Here is a 19,759-nt window from a genome sequence, read left to right on the forward strand (position 1 = left end):
TGCTAAATTAATCCTGTTGTATAATAGTATGCGCACCTATATTTTCTAATTTATATGCTATATTAACCTTTCGAAAACGTTATAGGTTATTTTAATGTAAATATTGGCGAAATATCTGTAAATTTGTACTGCTAAAGCTGATGAAACATGAAAAATTTAATGGCAACTTATGAGGCAATTGAGCCTGCTTTTGGTAGTTCGTTTTATTATTCTAAATATGTACAAAATGCTAATATAAAAGCTCATGTTTGGCATTATCATCCTGAAATTGAGCTTGTGTTTGTAAACGGAGGAACGGGTAAGCGGCAAATAGGCAGTCATATCTCTTATTATACCGATGGTGATCTTATACTAATAGGTAGTAATTTACCCCATTGTGGTTTTACTGATGACCATACCGGAAATAAGAATGAAACCGTAATACAAATGAAGCCCGGCTTTTTAGGTGAAACTTTTATGTCTTTACCTGAAATTAAAAATATACTTCAGCTTTTTGAAAGGGCTAAAGCAGGTATAGCCTTTGGGGAAGAAACTAAAAAAGTAATTGGGGAAAAGATTGAAAGTATGGAAGGTCAGCCGCCATTGCAGCGATTACTTGCTATTATAAATATTTTAAATGAATTGGAACATTCTAAAGATTATAAAATATTAAACGCAGAAGGGTTTGCTCTGGAAACCCAATTACAGGATAATGACAGAATTAATATGGTATTTAACTATGTAAAAGATAATTTTAGAGAGCCAATAGAACTTGAAGATATGGCTAATATGGCAAGTATGACAGTACCATCGTTTTGCCGTTATTTTAAAAAGGTAACCAATAAAACATTTACACGCTTTGTAAATGAGTATCGGATTGTTCATGCATGTAAGCTGCTTACCGAAAAACAAATAAGTATTGCAGATGTATGTTATGAAAGTGGATTTAATAATTTTAGCCACTTTAATAAGTCTTTTAAAGAGTTTACAGGTAAAAGCGCATCACATTACCGCAATGAGCTAAAAGCAGTAGTGCAGTAATTATATTACTTCATACCTAATTAAAGATGGAGTTTGGATGGTATAAAACAGAAACTCCACCACTTCTGAATAATTATAGAAAGTGATGGAGCTTTTATTGTAATGTAAATTTACTTTAGTTCTATTTTAATAACAAAAGCTTTATCATCAACTTTTGTTGATGGTGTTTTTACATGAAGGCCTATTGCATTCTGAGTAAAAGCTATTTTTTCATTACTGCCTAAAACAGACACTTTTGCAGCCTTATGTGTTTTTGATAGGTTTAGGGCAGTAAGTGTTATGGGTACATTTTCTCCGGGCCAGCCTAATACTATGGCATATACAATATTACCTTTACGGGTATATCTTATATCCTGTGGTGTATAAGTTAGCTTATCCAGAAACATACCTGATTTTTCCTGTTTTGTAGGGCCTTCGCCAAATACTTCCCAGGTACGTGAGCCGTAAATGGCTTCACCATTTACTTCCAGCCACTTGCCAATAGTAAGTAAAACTTCTTGTTGGTTTTGTGGTATAATACCATTTGCCATTGGCGACACATTAAGCATTAACGCTCCGTTTTTGCTTACAATATCAGCTAGCAAATCTATAATCTCATCTGCCGATTTTAACCCGAGATTATTGGTGTAACTCCAACTGCCCACTGAAACGGTTTCATCGGTAAGCCAAAAATCTTTAGTAATGGCATTTTGGCGGCCTTTTTCAAAATCTTCTACGCTTACAGATTTTGGTAATTCGCCTTCTTTATGGGTTATAACAACCTGCTTATTATCTTTTACGGAATTGTTGAAATAATAGGCTACAAAATCTTTTTTATACTCATCAGGAATTTTACTCATTTTACTATCAAAATAAATAAGATCAGGAGAGTAATTGTCTATTAATTCTTTAAGTTCTCCAAGCCAGTTCTGATAAAATTTTTCAGCAGATATATTACCATACATCTGTGCTAATAAAGGATCTTCCGATGATGTTGGCATTTTAGGATTGTATGGGAAATAGGAAATATCATCCAGCCATTTGTCGGGGTTGTTCTTATTTATCTGCAGGTTACGGTCTTTATGAAAAGATGTTACCAGTTTCATTCCTCTGCCATGAATGGCTTTTTCAAGTTCACCAACCAAATCGCGGTGTGGCCCCATAGCCATACTGTTCCACGGATTTATTTTACTGTTCCAGTTGCTCCAGCCATCATGATGTTCGGCAACTACTCCGGCAAATTTTGCACCTGCTTTTTTAAATAGCTCGGCCCAATCGTCGGCATTAAAATATTCAGCATGAAACATAGGTACAAAATCATGATAGCCAAATTTAGAAGGTTCACCGTAAAGAGAAACATGGTGTTTATATTCATCAGTACCTTCTATATGCATATTACGCGGATACCAGTCATTTGCATAAGCAGGAACAGATAGTACACCCCAATGCGCATAAATACCAAACTTAGCATCTTTAAACCATTCTGCAGTTTCATCATATTTGCCAAGCGATTCCCAGTTTGGCTCATAAGACGCATCTTTAGTTTGGGTATGTGCTGTAAAACAGCTTGCTGCTAATACTGCTACTATTATCTTTTTCATTTATGCTTTAATAAAAAGCCACGAATTACATTTTCGTACAAATTCTCAGATTTGTGAAATTGATGTAATTCGTGGCAGAATAATTATTTTATTGTAACAGTAACTTCTTGTTTGCTATCTCTGGAAGAGTTACCTAATTTAAATGTATAAGTACCCGGCTCAACTGTCCATTTTTTAGAAGCTGCATCATAATAAGCAAGTTCTTTAACCGGAAGGGTAAGGGTTGCTTTTTGAGTACTGCCAGCTTTTACCATAACTTTAGTAAAGCCTTTAAGTTCTTTTGCAGCACGTTCTACTTTAGAATTTCCTATAGAAGAATATAACTGTACTACTTCTTTACCATCTGCTTTACCTGTGTTCTTAACATCAAGGGTAACAGTAATGGTTTCATTTTCGGTATATTCTTTCTTATCTGTTTTTGCATTAGCAAATTCAAATGTTGTATATGATAAACCGTAACCGAATGGATATAACGGTACTATGTTTTTAGTGTCAAACCAACGGTAGCCTACAAGTATACCTTCTTTATACTCTTCGGTTGCCCCGCCAGGGAAACTATTTGTTGCATGTGCAGGAGAATCTTGTATTTTCTTAGGCATTGTCCAAGGCAGTTTACCTGATGGGTTTACGTTGCCCAATAACACATCTACTATAGCATTACCTGCTTCAGAACCATTATACCATCCCCACACTATTGCAGAGTTTTGTGCTGCTACATTATTAATATCATAAGGTGCCCCTGCAATAAAAACTACTATAGTTTTTGGATTGGCAGCTTTAACAGCAGCAATAAGTTTTTCCTGTCCGAAAGGTAATATAAGGTCTGCACGGTCGCTGGCTTCTGTTTCATAATCACGGTTTGCGCCTACAAACAATATTGCTACATCAGACTTTTTAGCGGCGGCTACAGCATCTGCAACCATTTTAGAGTCAAGCTCGTTTACAGTTTCTTTGGCTTCCTGAGTTACGTCGCCAAATTTCATTTCTTTTTTTGGTTTGAACAACGTTTTGTACCCCTCGGCATAATTAATAGCAACTGATTTAGGCAGTTTCGCTTTTAAAGCATCGAGCGGAGTAACCTCATGTTTGGTTTTTACACCTGCACCAAAACCACCCTGAGCGTGTTTTTGTGTTGCGTTAGCACCAATAATTGCAACGCTTTTTAAGGCAGAAGCATTTAATGGTAAAAGGTTTTCTGAGTTTTTAAGAAGTACAACCGACTCAGAAGCGATGTTGTATGCATCTTTATAATGTGCCTCTGTAGCAATGCTTCCTTTTGCACGGCTGTCTTTTTTACCCATTGCTTTAACATTGTAAAGCAGTTTTAGTATTCTTTTTGCATGCTTGTCAACTTCTGTTTCAGTAACAGAACCTTCTTTTACTGCTTTGATAAGTGGATTAGCAAAAAAATGATCATCAAAAGAAGCGGCAGGTGTACCCATTTCCAGGTCTGTTCCTGCTTCAAGGGCTTTTTTAGTGCTGTGTACAGCAGCCCAGTCAGAGATTACAACACCTTTAAAACCCCACTCATCTCTTAAGATACTTTGAAGCATATATGGATTTTCGCAAAGATAATCACCGCGGAATTTATTGTAAGCACCCATTACACTATATGCTTGTCCTTTTACAATAGCATCGTGAAAAGCCGGAAGGTAAATTTCGCGTAATGTACGCTCATCCATCTGTACATCTACAGTACCACGGTTAGTTTCCTGGTTATTTGCAGCATAGTGCTTTACACACACCGCCACATCATTTTGCTGAACACCTGTTACATAAGGAACAACAAGTGTTTTATTTAAGAAAGGATCTTCAGTCATGTACTCGTACGTACGACCTCCAAGCGGCGTACGGATAATATTGAATGCAGGAGCAAGTAAAACGTCTTTGTCACGTGCACGTGCTTCTTCACCTATGCTTTTACCAAAAGTATATGCCATTTCAGGATTCCATGTAGCAGAAAGTCCGCCACCGGCAGGGTAGTAGGTAGCAAAATCGTCGGTATTGCCCGCAGGTGCCCAGCTGTTACGCGATATTTCTTCACGAACCCCAAGCGGCCCATCTGCCATGTGAACTTCAGGAACACCAAGACGTTCTACACCTTTATTGGTAAACATACTGTAGCCATGCAACAGGCCTATTTTTTCTTCAAGGGTCATTTGCCCAACTATAGAATCTATCTGAGCGTCATATTCGTCGCTTATAGGGGTAGCCTCATAAGTAGCAGCTACTTCGCCTGCATCTGCAGTTTCTGTTTCTTTTTTACATGATACCATTACCAGCACAAGTGCGGCTGAAAGGCATAACATTTTATTTTTCATAATAATATAGATGTTTATTGGGTTCTGATTGTTCTTGTAACAGTAATAGCGTCTGATGCGCCACCTGCCTGTAATTCTATACTCTCTTTTTCAAGTTCAAAACGCTGATTTTTCGTGTTCCAGTATTCAAGGTCTTTTGCACGTAAAGTAAGTGGAATTGTCTTTGTTTCGCCTGCTTTAAGCATTACACGTTTAAAGGCTTTAAGTTCTTTAACGGGTCTTTCAACTTTAGAGTCTGTATGTTTTATATATAGCTGTACTACCTCTTCGCCATCGCGGTTTCCGGTATTGGTAACGGTTACATTTACAGTAATTGCTTCTCCTTTTTTAATAGATTCTTTTTCTACGTCAATTCCTTTATAAGTAAAGGTAGTATAGCTTAATCCGTAACCAAAGGCATAAAGCGGTTTACCTTTAAAGTACATATATGTACGCCCGTTACGAATGTTATAATCTAATAATGGTGGCAAATCGGCAATATCGCTAACCCATGTCTGGGTTAATCTCCCTGCCGGATTATAATCTCCAAAAAGCACATCGGCAAGTGCATTACCTGTTTCCTGACTATTATGTGTCATGTGTACAATTGCAGGAACGTGTTCCTGCGTCCAGTTAATAGCATAAGGAAAACTACTCATTAATACAACAATTGTATTGGGATTAGCCTGATGTACAACTTTAATTAAATCTTCATATTCCAGTGTAAGCGATTGCCTGTCTACAGCTTCCTTTCCATTGCTTGGTAACGGGCAATCTGCCCAGCCTGCATCACACCACGGGTGGTTGCCTGCAATTACTATTGCAATATCAGCTTCTTTAGCAATCTTTACAGCTTTACCATCGGAGTTATTAACAGCGTATGTTATTTTAATATTTTCACCTGCTTTAGCCTTAATGCCCGCCATAGGCGTAATAGTATAAGGCGGAGTTCCGCTATACCAGTCCAGTAAAACTTCATCAGCTCTGGGACCAATAACTGCAATGCGCTTCACCTTTGCTTTGTTGATAGGCAATAATTGTTTCGCCGGATCATTTTTAAGTAACACAATAGATTTTTGTGTTGCTTCAAGAGCAAGTTTTTTATGTGCTTCAGTGGTCCAGGGGTCTATGGCATTTTTATCGGTACCAATAGCTGCATAAGGATTGTTGTTTGTAGCATCCAGCATTCCCAGTTTAATCATTACACGATAATTGCCGCGCAACACTTCGTCTATGTCTTTTTCTTTAAGATATCCATTTGCTACAGCACCGTAAACACCGTCAATAAAATCATCAAGAAACTGGTTTATACCTGCTTTTATTGTTGCCGCTGCTCCAAGATATTTGTCTTTATAATATTTATGGTCAGACAGTAATAGTCCAAAAGCACCACCATCGGTACAAATAATACCATTCTGTCCCCATTCTTTTACCGTAATATCTTTCAGCATAGGATGTACCATTGCCGGAATACCATTTACTTTATTGTAGGCAGCCATATAAGCACGGGAACCTCCTTCGGTTACACCCATCATAAAAGGAAGGGAATAGTATTCACGCCAAAGCCTTTCGTCAAAATCAGATGATGTATAGGTACGTCCATCTTCGTTGCTATTGGCTAAAAAGTGTTTCATTAACGATGCTGTTTGCCAGTATTTAGGGTTGTTGCCCTGAAGCCCTTTTACAAAAGCTACCGTCATAGTACCATTAAAAAAAGCATCTTCACCATAGCTTTCTTCAGTGCGCCCCCACCGGGGGTCACGGGCTAAATCAGCATTGGGAGCACGTACTACTAACCCTCCGCGATTGTATTTCTGAAAAGCATAGCGTGTTTCTATACCTTCAACATTGGCAACTTTCTGCAATAATTCGGTATCCCATGTTTCACCCAGGCCATAGGCCTGAGGAAACGTTGTGGTAGTTATAGGCTCTTTACCTTTACCTTCCCAATGACCGGGTCCGCCAAGTGCAAGTCCATGCAGTCCTTCAACATGTCCTGCACCTTTTACCACAAGACGGGGTACCGAAGGATCTGTACTTAATGCCTGTATTTTTTCATCCAGAGTCATTAGCGACAATAAATTGTCTATACGTTTTTCGGTATCCAGATCAGGATTCTGAAAAGGATATTTATATGCTTTTTGCTGTGCTGAAAGTGTTGCTGTTACTAAAAAAAATATGTAAACTGCATACTGTTTCATAGTTTATAATTTTTTGAATCTAACAGCAGTACCCCCTGAAACAGGTAGTTTTATAGCAAGTTTATCTTTGGCAGTAACTGTTTTTTTACTTACCGCCACTTCACCCGGATTGTGTGTTTCGTCTGTTCCCGGAGCATCGGCATATATCTGTGCCTCATATTTGACTTTAGGATCCAGAAACGATAAGGATACTTCAAGCTCACGTGCATCTTCATTCGTAAGGCTTCCTAAATACCAGTCTGCACTGTTACGGTCTTTACGTACCGTTGTTATATATTGGCCTATTTCTCCGTTTAATACTTTAGTATCTTCCCAGTCTGTAGGTACATCTTTAAGAAACTGCATTTCCGGCTGTCCTTCATAGTTTTCAGGAAGATCGGCAAGCATTTGTATTGGTGAATAAAGTGTAACATATAAAGCAAGCTGTTTAGCAGCGGTGGTATGTACACGTTTACCCGGATATCCTTGTGTTACTTCTACATCTATAACACCCGGAGTAAAATCCATTGGCCCTGCAAGCATACGCGTAAAAGGCAATATCGTTTCATAACTTGGCGGGTTACCCTCGCTCCATGCATTATATTCCATACCACGTGCGCCTTCGCGCGCCATCATGTTAGGGTAAGTACGGCGTTCTCCTGTATCTTTTATAGGTTCATGAAAGTTTACTGCAAGGCCATATTCTGCAGCTTTTTCAAGTACATAACGGTAATATCGTACTCCAAACTGACCATGATGCCATTCTTTCATATTTAATTTAGAACCCACCTGACCAATTTTTATATCACGAATGCCCAGTTTTTTATACAAAGCAAAACCTGCATCTATCTCTTTAAGATAGTTTATAATATTAGAACCTGTTTCATGGTAGCCTATAAGATGTACATCTTTTTTGTCTCCATATTTAACAACTTCTTCCAAATCAAAGTTATCTGCACTTTTTGTAAAACTAAACATGTGCATTTTGTTTTCATACCATGCAGGTGTCCATCCTTTGTTCCATCCTTCAATAAGTAGGTGGTGAAAACCTTCTTTAGCAGTAAAGTCTATATATTCTTTTGCATGCACTGTAGTTGCGCCCTGCTTTTCACCTTCCCAAAAACTGTATTTACCAATGTGCATTCCCCACCATATACCGAAGTATTTAAAAGGGTGTCCATAAGCTGATTCTTTAAGTTTATTAGGCTCGTTAAGATTAAGTATAAGGTAAGATTCTATAAGATCGCCTGGTTTTTCACCAATTTGAAGTGTTCTCCAAGATGATGTAAAACCACCTTTATAACGCGCTTTTATACCGTCTGACCATGGTACAAGATCTGATTTAAGTTTAGACCCTGTAGTATGCTCTATTACCATACTTGGCCAGTCTGTCAAATTGGCTTCGTGAAAGCTTATTACATTATTTTTGTTTTCAATGGTAAGCGGGGTATGTACTTTATTAAGTGTGCTTACCGGAGATTTTGTAAACAGGTACTCATAGCGGTTTTCCTGGTAAGCAGGTATCCACCATGCATTTCCGTCTTCTTTAAGGTTAAAGGCAGTAACTTCATCTTTTACAAAAATACTGTCTTTAATGCCTTGTTCAGGAAACACATAACGAAATGCTATACCGTCATCAAAAGCACGAAATTCTATATTTAATTTATGCTTTGTTTCCTTGTTTTTAAGTTCAACTACCAACTCGTTATAATGGTTACGAATGTTTTTCTTTTCACCCCATACCTGAGTCCAGGTATCATCATGGGATAATTTTTTTACATTGGCAATTTCAAGGTTTTTGCTTAGGTCTTCATTAGTAAGTATAAAACCCATTGCCGATGCTGTTATAACATCATTTTTACCATGCTTAACGGCATAGGTAGGTACATTGTTTACCAATGCAAAATTAATAGTGTTTTTTCCTCCGGGAGAGGCAAGCTCGTAAGCATTCTTTTTGCTCTGTGCATTTGTGGCAATTGCCGAAAGTAATAATGCAGGCAGTATAAATTGTTTAATTGTCATAATACTATATAATTGTAATTAGCTTTAAAAACCCGGGAACCGGAAGTCAAAACAGTTCCCGGGATATTAAAGAACTAACCCAAATAACAAAATTTATTTTATCCACTCCGTTTTAAATGTTGTCTTACCGTTTAGCGGATTCTGACCCACTTCAAAGCTGCTGCCGGATTTGGTAGCAGTAACGGTTTGCGCTTTATCTCCATCCGGCAGATATATTTTACCTGTAGCCGTATTGGTACCTTCAGCAGCATATACTTTTAAGGTAAGTCTGGTCCAATCCATATCTTTTGTAGATTGTGCAAGTTTTATATGAGGCAGTACTGTACCATTTTTTACTAATGCTATAATAGGAATATCACCTGCTTTAATTTTATGCCATCCGCCCTGATATACTTTTTTAGTCTGGTAGTCTATCCAGGTGCCTTCCGGCAGATAAACATCTCTTTCCGTTACTTCTTCAAATAAAGGCGCTACCAACATATCCGAACCGAACATGTATTGATTATCTATAAGCCATGATCCCGGATCATTCGGAAACTCTACAAACATAGCACGCATCATAGGTAAACCTCTTTCAGAACAGTCTTTAGCCTGAGCATAAATATATGGCATCAGCTCATAACGCATATTATCTGCCTTACGGAATGAGTTAAGAAAATCTTCGCTGTACAACCAAGGCTCTGTAGGTGGTTCTCCGTGGCTGCGCACGTGTGATGTTAGCATTCCAAAAGGAGTCCATCTTTTGTATAGATTTTCAGGCGATTTAGTCACGAAACCTCCAACATCATGGCTCCAGAAACTAAATCCTGAAAGACCAAGAGATAATCCGCCTCTAAGTGTAGCGCTCATAGCGCTATTTGTAGTAGCAGCATCTCCACCCCAATGTAACGGGTAACGCTGGCTGCCAGCCCATGTACTACGTGCCCATATAAGTGTATATCCTTTTTCGCGTTTGGTAACTTCGGCAACTGCTTTATTATAACGTAAAGGGTATAAGTTATGCTCATAAAAACCTGTTCTGCCATTGCTGTAAATGCCATCTGCAGGAGCAGCTTCACCAAAGTCAACTTTAAATACAGCCACACCCTGGTCAAATAAATGTTTAAGTTTACCCTGATACCATTTTACGGTTTCCGGATTTGTAAAGTCAAGTACTGCATCTTCATAAGGCAGGTTGCCTTTACGGTCTTTTACTGCAAGGTTATTATCTACAATTTCATTAAAAAGTGTGTTTTTTGGCGTAAAGTACGGTAGTTGCCACAGGCATACATTAAAACCGTCTTTTTTCATGTCTGCCATCATTTTAGATGCATCATCAAAACGTTTAGAAGCAAACTCGTAGTTGTTTCTCCAATCTACATCAAACCAACCTGTGTCAAAATGAATAACATCACTTGGTATTTTATATTTACGAAGGTTTTTAGCAACTTCACGGCCTTCTTTTTCAGAGAAGTAAGTTATACGGCTCATCCAGAAACCAAATGACCAAAGAGGCGGCATTGTTGCTTTTCCGGTAAGATCTGTATATTGATCCAGAATGTCTTTCGGTTCACCAATAAATATAAACAGGTCGGCTTCATCATCGCCAATCATCATTTTGTTAGCTCCGGCCCAATATTTACCAAAGTCAACCGTAATAGGCGATGAGGTATGCATAAATACACCATAACCACGGCTGCTCATGTAAAAAGGAATAGGCTTGTACATGGTTTCATTCTGAACGCCATTGGCATCATCTGTCCATAGTACAACTTTTTGCCCGCGTTTGTTGAATTGTGTAAACGATTCACCACAGCCAAATATTTTTTCGTCCGGTTCAAGGCTAAATACAGGAGCCATACTGCGAGAATAATCACTATTACGGCGCACATAACTGAAAGGTAGTACAGGCGTATAAGTACTTGCAAAATCGCTGTTATGAAGTGTACTTGTAAGCAGCTTGCCGCTTGCATCATATATTTTTACATGCCAGGGTTTTGCTATTATTTCAACAGAACCATACTTGCTTGTATATTTGTGGCCTGTACTCGTTTTGCTATATTTCCAGCTTTCAGGATGGTTTGGTGCAGTGCCGTTTACCAACATAAGCGATTCTGTTGGCTGATGGAACTGAGGCCCAGAAGCCATTTTTATACGTACAGTCCTATCCGATACAAATTGTATTGCAAAAGGCTGTATAGGTGAAGCCTCATATTCTGTAGCAGGAAACTCATTTGCTGCTATAGAGTCTGGCTTTACCAGCATATTGTTAAATGCCTGCCTTGTTTTATAATTATAACGTGTATATTTTACCGTTCCTTTACCGGTTGCTGGGTCAAAACTAGCCAGTTCGTCGGCAAAGTAAAAAGTGTTAGCGTAGTTTTCAAAATCTTTGCTAACATCTACCGGTGCATTAAGTACATCGATATTCTGTATCTGAGCAGTGGCTTTTTGGGCAAAGGCCAGGCCTAATGCCAGACTAAGTGTTACCGCTGCGATAGTTGATCTTTTCATTTTAATAGATGTTGTTGTATTTTTTGGATGTTTATTCGGCTGTAATTTTTATAGATTCACTTTTAAGGCCATTAGCGCTTGCAGTAAGTTCTATAGTTCCTGCTTTTTCGCCTGATTGTACAATTACAAGACATTTTCCGTTAAGTGCGGTATGTTTGCTGGCTTTATAAGGCTCATGGCTCACAGGGTCACCACTGCATACACCTACAATTTTTCCATTGCCTTTTATGCTAAAGTTTATTTCGTTATTTGCTGTTGCTGCAAAAACGCCTTTATCATCAGTAATGTCAACGGTTATAAAGCTAAGGTCATTACCATCGGCTTTAATAGTGCTATGATCGGCTGTTAATTTAAATGCTGCAGGAGCACCGGCAGTTTTAACTTCTTTTTCCAGTACTGTTTTGCCATTTTTACGCGATACTGCTTTAAGTGTTCCTGCAGTATAAGGCACGCGCCACATTACATGTAGGTCATCACCTTGTTTACTGCGTTTGCCTAATGATTTTCCGTTAAGGTAAAGTTCTACTTCATCGGCATTATTATAGTATGTCCAAACATCTACGTTTTGTCCTTCTTTCCAGTTCCAGTGCGGAAAAATATGTAGTACATCTTTATTTGTCCACTCGCTCTGATACATATAGTATATATCTTTAGGGAAACCTGCAAGATCTACTATACCAAAATAAGAACTGATAGATGGCCATTGGTAAGGCGTAGGTTCGCCAATATAGTCAAAGCCTGTCCAGATATACATACCCGAAAGATAATCGTGTTTTTTAATTACTTTCCAGGTTGCTTCGTGTGTAGAACCCCAAGGTGCCTGTACCTGGTCATAAGCAGAAACTGTATTGCCGGGATTTCCTTCATTAAAAGGTATGTCCCATCTTTTTGGCCATAGTTTTATAGTGTCAGACTTGGCATCATAGTAACCTCTTGTTGCCAGTGCCGAAGTAGTTTCGGTAGCAATGAAAGGTATGCCCGGGAAGTTTTTTTTATGTTGAGTATAGGTTTCATGAGCATAATTGTAACCAATAATATCCAACGCACCAGATCCTGCTAAAGCATTTGGTTTAGCAGCTGTTTCTTCAAACTGAATATTAACATCACCATTTACAACAATTGGGGGGTTCATTGCAGCAGTTATTGGTCGTGTAGTGTCTAGAGTCTTTACAATAGAAGCAAGTTCTTTGCCTATTTTTGCACCACGTTCATCCCATTGTTCGGGTATTTCATTGCCTATGCTCCACATAAATACGCTAGGGTGGTTACGGTCTCTCAATATCTGGTCTTCCAGATCTTTTTTATGCCATTCATCCCAGTTATTGCTATAATCATATTTGTTCTTTTGCTGTTTCCACATATCAAAAGCCTCATCCATTACAATAAAGCCCATTTTGTCGCAAAGGTCTAAAAGTTCAGGTGCAGGAGGATTGTGTGAGGTACGAATACCATTAACTCCCATTTCCTTTAATATTTCCAACTGACGCTCTATTGCGCGGGTATTTATAGCTGTACCTAAAGGTCCAAGATCGTGATGAAGGCAAACGCCTTTAATTTTAACCTGTTTTCCGTTTAAGAGAAAACCTTTGTCAACGTCAAATTTAAAAGAACGTATCCCGAATGGAGTAGAGTAGAAGTCAACAACATTGCCATCTACTTTCACTTCGGTTATAGCGGTGTAAAGTTCCGGCGATTCTACATTCCATAGTACCGGTTTGTTTACATTGGTTTCCTGTTTTATTTTTTTTTCGGCATTTGCCGGAATAGAAATTTCCTGGCTTACCGATGTTACCTCACTATCACCTTTAAAAATAGTAGTAGTAACGGTAGCTTCTTTAGGTTCAGCATTATTGTTATTAATTGAAGTTTCAAAAGCAACAGTTGCTTTTTCTGCCGAAACCTGAGGTGTTGTAATGTAGGTACCATAGGTCCCTACATGAAGTTTATTTGTAGTTTGCAACCATACATTTCTGTAAATTCCCGATCCGGAATACCAGCGTGAATTAGGTTGTTGTGCATTATTTACCTTTACCAGTACCTCATTTTTGGTATCACCATAGTTTAAGTATGGGGTAAGGTTATATTCAAAACTAATATATCCGTTAGGGCGTTTTCCAAGGTAATGTCCGTTTATCCATACCTCGCTGTTATTATAAACACCATCAAATACTATAGATGTAATTTTTGTACTGTCTGCCGGGGCTACACTAAATGTTTTTTTATACCAGCCAAGGCCTCCCGTTAGTGCTCCGCCGCCTATTCCGGCAGGGCTGTTTTCATCAAATTTGCCTTCTATACTCCAGTCATGGGGCAGGTTCAATGTGCGCCATTGTGTAGTAGCGTTTAGGGTATCTTTATCTTTTACGGCATCGTTTAAATGAAATTGCCAGCCTTTATTAAAAGCCACTTTACGGTTGTTTTGTTCTTTGGTATCACTGCTGCTGCAGGCTGCAATAGTCAGCAGGCCGGTTACAACAAATGTTTTTAAAATGTGAATTTTATTCATGGCTGTTTTTTTTGGAAAAAAAGCCGGTAAGCGTTTTTGGATTCACTTACCGGCATTAAGCTTTATTCTTTAGGCTTGAAATGATAAACGATCTGGCAAGGGCTTTGTCCTGCTCTGTCCTGATCACGAACTACAGAAAGTCGAAGTGACGTATCAGTAATTTCAACAACATTAACTTTAGACCAGTTGCTAACATCCTGATAATAATCGCCGCCGTGAAGCATTTCTACACCACTGTTAAAAAGCAAAGTGTGGTTTGCTACATCATAACTGTAAGTTCCTGCTTTCGTGGTCTGGCTGTTTGTAGTAAGGGCTGTTTGGGTAACGCTGGTATTGTAGCCGCCATTAAGGTCAAAAGTCATTTCTCCCCAGTTTTTATTTTCCATAACCCATTCATTTCCGGCATAATCAGGAAACCAGTTCCAGTAATCTGCTCCGCTTTCATTGTATGGAAAGTCAAATCCTGCCCATCCTATCGGGCCCGACATGTCCAGTACCCATGTTTTTCCTTCTACACCGTTTGTAAGCATCTGCCATTCAGGAGAGCTAAAGTATGAATCGTCATTTTGTTCAATGTTTACCTCTACCGGTGCGGCATCAACTCTTCCGCCTCTTGTAAAGGCAGTGAAGTTTACAGTATATGTTCCTGCAAAAGGGAAAGTTACCTGATTCTCATTTTTGTTAGAGTGCCCAAGGTCATTGCCGTTTGCATCTACATAACTCCAGTAAGGTATAATATCTTCTGTAGCGTTTGTCATTGTAACCATATTGCCATTAGAGGTTACATTGATATTAATATCAGAAGGTTTTAGTGATAGGGCAGGAAGGCTGTCGCGGTCTTCCTGAGGCTCGCAGGAAACTAAAGTTCCTATAGCCATAAAGGCTGCAAGCAGTTTAACAACATTTTTCATAATCATCTGTTTTTATATTGTTAGTAAATTACCATCCGGGGTTTTGCTCAATAGTTCCGTTAGATATTATTATCTGCGATTGTGGCAGTGCAAACCAGCCAAGCGTTTCTGTTCTGAAACTTGTTTCAAAACCACCCGGCATACTTGAAGCATCTACTGCAGCTTTTGTTGTAGCCATATCTTGTCTTATAAGATCAAACCAACGGTGGCCTTCAAGGGCAAATTCAAGTCTGTTTTCTTCCATAATACTTGCTTTTGTAACAGGCACACTATGTGTGTCGTCGCCAAATGCACGTGCACGCACCCTGTCAATACATGCCTGTGCAAAACTGGTATTAGTATCAAGATTAAGCTCTGCCGCCATAAGCAATACATCAGAAAAACGTATTACAGGGTAGTCTTCATAATTGTCAATCTGGAAATCGCCACCATTTTTAGACACAAGGTTCTGGCCCGCTTCATCAGTTATAGGGCAGAATTTTTTCCACGAATAACCGGTGTACTGGCGCACACCTGCTGCTTCAGCATCAAATGTAGGTGCATCTACGGCATAGTTTAAAATAGTTGCATCTCTACGGATGTCGCCATCTTCATAAGCATTATATAAAACAGGTGTTACAGTAGCACCTCCCCATCCCTGTGCAAAAGGAGCTTCGGCAGGCGAAGCGCCCCTTACGGCAATATTCACAGCAAAACGGTTACCTTCATGAAGATTCCAGTCTGTATTGCCCGAACCGTTAAATCGTATAGCAAATACCATTTCATTATTGCCTTCACCTTCATACGGAACGTTTGCAGAAGCGGCAGAAGCTAACCAAAGGCCTCTGAAATCTTCAACAAGGTTATGGCCGCTATTATTTACTACATCATTAATATAATTAACCGCTTCTGCTTTGGTTACTACCCCTGCAAGATCCGGTTTTTCATAATAATCGGTGTAAAACAAAAAGGCTTTGGCAAGGTAGGCTTCGGCAGCCCATTTAGTAACGCGTCCGTAATTTGCATTGGAAGGCTGAGAGTAGTTTTCAGGACCCAAGTTTTCGGCTGCAAATTTAAAATCTTCAGCAATAAGCGCATAGGTTACTTCTGCGCTCTGTCTTGGAAGCTGGAACTCATCAGATTTAACGGTATGGTCTAAAGGAACAATATCGCCAAATACACGGGCAAGCTCAAAATGGAAATGCGCCCTTAAAAAACGTGCTTCCGCTTCATATCTTGTTTTAAGTGCAGTATCTGCTCCCCATTCAATATTATCAAGGTGCTCAAGTAAAATGTTCGCCCTGTAAATACCTATATAGCATGTTTCCCATATAGGGTCGTTCATTTCTTTATCAGTTACAAACTGAAAACGATCCAGTTCTAATGCTACGTTACTGTCGGCAGTACCAAAGCCACCGTAGCAGTTATCAGATGCTGTTTCAGTATTAAGCAGGAAACCACCATAGCCTTCTCGCTGCAGCACGTCATATACCGCTACAAGGCCCTGCAAAGCATCTTTTGGTGTTTTATAGAAATTTTCTTCTACCTTATCAGTAAAAGGTTCGTTAGTTATAAAATCTTCAGAACATGCTGCTAGTACAAGCAATGAAGATAAACTTAATAATTTAATATACTTTTTCATTTTTCAAGCTTTTAGAAATTAGCACTAAGTCCTATCATATATGTTCTTGGCTGAGGATAAAAACCTACATCTATACCTCTTGCCCAGCTTTGATTTACGTTACCAAAACCAACCTCTGGGTCCATACCCGGATATTTAGTGAAGGTAAACAGGTTATTTGCCGAAAAATATAGTCTTAACTGGCTAAAATTCTCACCAATACTGTTGCTAAGTTTAGCAAGGTCGCACCCTAATGTAACGGTTTTAATCCTGAAGAAATCACCGTCTTTTATATAAAGGTCAGAGAATTTAGTATAATTACCATTATCTGTTGTACCATAAGTAACCCTTGGTGTTGAGTTAGAAGTTCCTTCTCCGGTCCAGCGGCTAAATACATCTGTAGTATAGTTATAGAACGGTCTTGAATAATCGCGAACACCATAAGCTATCTGGTTACCACCTGCACCGTATGTATATACAGAAAGATCGAATGCTTTATAGTTTAACTGAAAGTTAAAGCCATAGTAGTAGTCAGGGTTAGGGTCGCCAATATTGGTTTTATCATCGGCATTTATAACACCATCATTATTACGGTCTACAAATTTAACGTCTCCCGGCTGTGCAGATGGCTGTATAGGACTGCCGTCTTTGGCATAAGCCTCTATTTCAGCCTGGTTTTGGAAAACACCAGCTGTCTGAAGTCCGTAGAAGAATCCAATAGGCTGTCCTTCCTGTACACGGTTCATTTCATCAAGTCCCTGGAAAAGTAAGTTTGTTTCACCGTTAATAATTCCATTTGCGTTGGCAATACGTGTAACCTCATTTTTGTTGTGAGAGAAGTTAGCATTTACAGATAATCTCCAGTCATCTCCAAAACTTTTAGTGTAGCCTAAAGCAATTTCAAAACCTTTATTGGTAACGTCGCCACCATTAATATAAGGAGCAAATGCACCTGCATATTCAGGAGCTATAGATTGTACTAACCAGTCTTTTGTTTTTTTGTTATAGTAATCAAAAGTAAGGTTAAAGTCTGTAAATAAAGTAGCATCAAAACCAACGTTTAATTGTTCAGATGTTTCCCATTTCAGGTTAGGATTACTTAAATAATCAGGACTGGCTCCGGTTTGAAGTGGAACTTCGTTATCGCCTGTACCAAAATGGTAATTTTTGTCGTAAGAGCTGATTGTAGACATATATGCAAATGATCTGGCAAACTGGTCATTACCATTTTGTCCCCAGCTACCACGCACTTTCATTTTGTTAAGCACTTTAGCATCCTGAGAATAAAAGTTTTCGCGATCTATATTCCATGCTCCTGAGAATGATGGGAAAACAGCGTATTTGTTGTTTGGTCCAAATTCTGAAGATCCGTCCCGTCTTATTGTAGCTGTAATAATATATTTATTATCATAGTCATATAATAATCTGCCAAAAAGTGAAGCAATGTTGTAAGGTGATTTACCACCTGTAACAGTGTTTAAAGTTTTGTCAGTAGTATTGCTTAGGTAAGCATGTTTAAAATCATCAAATATCAGGTTTTTACCTGTTCCGCTCGAAAATTCAGAAATACGCTCGCGTGCAGATGTACCTGCAAGAAGGTCTAAATTATGTTTTCCAAAACTGGCTTTATACTGAATAGTATTATCCCACGTCCATGAAAAATTATTGGTATTGCCCTGCGTTACCGATGAAATAGTATTATAAGATACAGATGACAGCTGGTAAACAGGAAGGAATGAACGGTAAGCATTATCGCTTACGTCAATACCAAACGATGTTCTGAAAGTAAGACCTTTTACTAAATCTACTTCAGTAAATATGTTGCCTACGTAGCGGTTAGTTTTACTCTCATTAAAGTTATTGTAGTATAATAATCCTACAGGGTTTGTAATGTCGGCACTTATATTTGATGAACCATAAGTACCATCATCATTATAAGTAGGGTAATTAGGAGGAGTATTTATAAAGCCCCTTATTGAATTGTTGTAAATACCGTCATCTGCAATACCCTTGCTCTTAACGTTTGAATAAGTAAAGTTTTCTCCAAATCTTAAATAATCTCTTAATTTATATGTACTGTTCATTGTAAAACTGATACGGTCATATTGTGACTGACCAGTGCTGCTGCCTATAAGTCCTTCCTGACCATAGTAAGAAAGCCCTGTATTATAGGTAGCTTTCTTATCGCCGCCCGAAATTAGCAATGAATGATTTTGTTTCAGGGCACCATCTTTAAAAAGATCGTCCTGCCAGTCATGGTTTTTCATATCATTAATTTGCTGCTGGGTATAAAGCGGTGTCATGCCGGAATTTACACGGGCTTCATTCATAATAGTAGCATATTCTTTGGCATTTAGCAGATCCAGTTTTTTATAAACTTCCTGAAAACCGGTATAGCTGTTAAGTGACACGTTCATTTTACCTTCCGTACCTCTTTTAGTAGTTACCAAAATAACACCGTTTGCAGCACGTGCACCATATATAGATGCAGCAGCAGCATCTTTTAATATATCCATCCTTTCTATTATAGAAGGGTCAAGATAACCAATACCGTTATCTACAATAACACCATCTACAACATAAAGCGGGGTACTGTTGCCTGTTGTACCTGCACCACGAATATTTACTACCATACCTGCACCCGGCTGGCCGGAAGTTGAAGTGATAGAAACCCCTGATGACTGGCCCTGCAAAGCACTGGTAGCATCTATACTGTTTGTTTGCTGAAGGTCTTTACCGCTAACTACTGTTGTAGCAGCACTGGAAACCTTTCTTTTCTGGGTTCCGTAACCCACCACTACGATCTCTTCAAGTTCAGAAGCTTCTGACTTAAGCGATACAGAAATTGTTGTTTGATTGTTAACGGCTACTTCCTGCGCAGCAAAACCTATGTAGCTAAAAACTAATGTAGCATTTGGGCTTACTGCAATCTGGAAATTACCATCCAAATCTGTCGATGCACTGTTCGTTGTACCTTTTTCTATTACACTTACTCCCGGTAAACCCATGCCGTCATCGGCAGCAGTTACTTTACCTTTAACCATACTTTGTTGCGCAAATACGGTTGTAAAAGCAAGTGTAAACAGAAATGATAAGCAAAAGGTAACCATCCTGTGCGGAATACAAATTTTACTTTTCATAATTAAT

General features: G+C 38.8%; 10 protein-coding genes. 1 reads left to right on the forward strand and 9 read right to left on the reverse strand.

All coding sequences use genetic code 11. From position 1 onward, the window contains the following. Positions 1-147 precede the first annotated feature (147 nt). Positions 148-1,020: an AraC family transcriptional regulator gene (locus tag NHE85_RS07670; protein WP_252811302.1), complete on the forward strand. Its 873-nt coding sequence runs from the start codon at positions 148-150 to the stop codon at positions 1,018-1,020. Between the two features lie 110 nt (positions 1,021-1,130). On the opposite strand, the gene NHE85_RS07675 is transcribed toward NHE85_RS07670, so the two are convergent. The 9 genes from NHE85_RS07675 to NHE85_RS07715 form a co-directional block, all read right to left on the reverse strand. Continuing rightward, positions 1,131-2,600, reverse strand: coding sequence for an alpha-L-fucosidase (locus tag NHE85_RS07675; RefSeq protein ID WP_252811304.1), 1,470 nt, complete (start codon positions 2,598-2,600; stop codon positions 1,131-1,133). 83 nt (positions 2,601-2,683) lie between these two features. After that, positions 2,684-4,921, reverse strand: a complete 2,238-nt coding sequence (locus NHE85_RS07680; RefSeq protein WP_252811306.1) for a glycoside hydrolase family 3 C-terminal domain-containing protein — start codon at positions 4,919-4,921, stop codon at positions 2,684-2,686. 14 nt (positions 4,922-4,935) lie between these two features. Further along, positions 4,936-7,101, reverse strand: coding sequence for a glycoside hydrolase family 3 C-terminal domain-containing protein (locus NHE85_RS07685; RefSeq protein WP_252811308.1), 2,166 nt, complete (start codon positions 7,099-7,101; stop codon positions 4,936-4,938). 3 nt (positions 7,102-7,104) lie between these two features. After that, complete coding sequence (locus NHE85_RS07690) at positions 7,105-9,102, reverse strand: glycoside hydrolase family 97 protein (RefSeq protein WP_252811310.1); 1,998 nt, start codon at positions 9,100-9,102, stop codon at positions 7,105-7,107. A 93-nt stretch (positions 9,103-9,195) separates the two neighbouring features. Next, positions 9,196-11,595 (reverse strand): alpha-xylosidase, encoded by a 2,400-nt coding sequence (locus NHE85_RS07695; protein ID WP_252811312.1) that lies wholly within the window; start codon positions 11,593-11,595, stop codon positions 9,196-9,198. A gap of 31 nt (positions 11,596-11,626) precedes the next feature. After that, the gene (locus NHE85_RS07700; RefSeq protein ID WP_252811314.1) at positions 11,627-14,101 is read right to left on the reverse strand and encodes a glycoside hydrolase family 2 TIM barrel-domain containing protein; all 2,475 of its coding nucleotides are present in this window, start codon (positions 14,099-14,101) and stop codon (positions 11,627-11,629) included. 62 nt (positions 14,102-14,163) lie between these two features. Beyond that, positions 14,164-15,012 (reverse strand): hypothetical protein, encoded by an 849-nt coding sequence (locus NHE85_RS07705; protein ID WP_252811316.1) that lies wholly within the window; start codon positions 15,010-15,012, stop codon positions 14,164-14,166. Positions 15,013-15,040: 28 nt separating this feature from the next. Further along, entirely contained in the window at positions 15,041-16,633 is a 1,593-nt protein-coding gene (locus NHE85_RS07710) for a RagB/SusD family nutrient uptake outer membrane protein (protein WP_252811318.1), read from the reverse strand. 11 nt (positions 16,634-16,644) lie between these two features. Further along, positions 16,645-19,752 carry a TonB-dependent receptor gene (locus NHE85_RS07715; protein WP_252811319.1) on the reverse strand — a complete coding sequence of 1,036 codons (3,108 nt, stop codon included), beginning with the start codon at positions 19,750-19,752 and terminating at the stop codon, positions 16,645-16,647. Positions 19,753-19,759: the final 7 nt, after the last annotated feature.

The organism is Flavobacterium sp. NRK1, from assembly GCF_024054175.1.
Taxonomy (GTDB): domain Bacteria; phylum Bacteroidota; class Bacteroidia; order Flavobacteriales; family Flavobacteriaceae; genus Flavobacterium.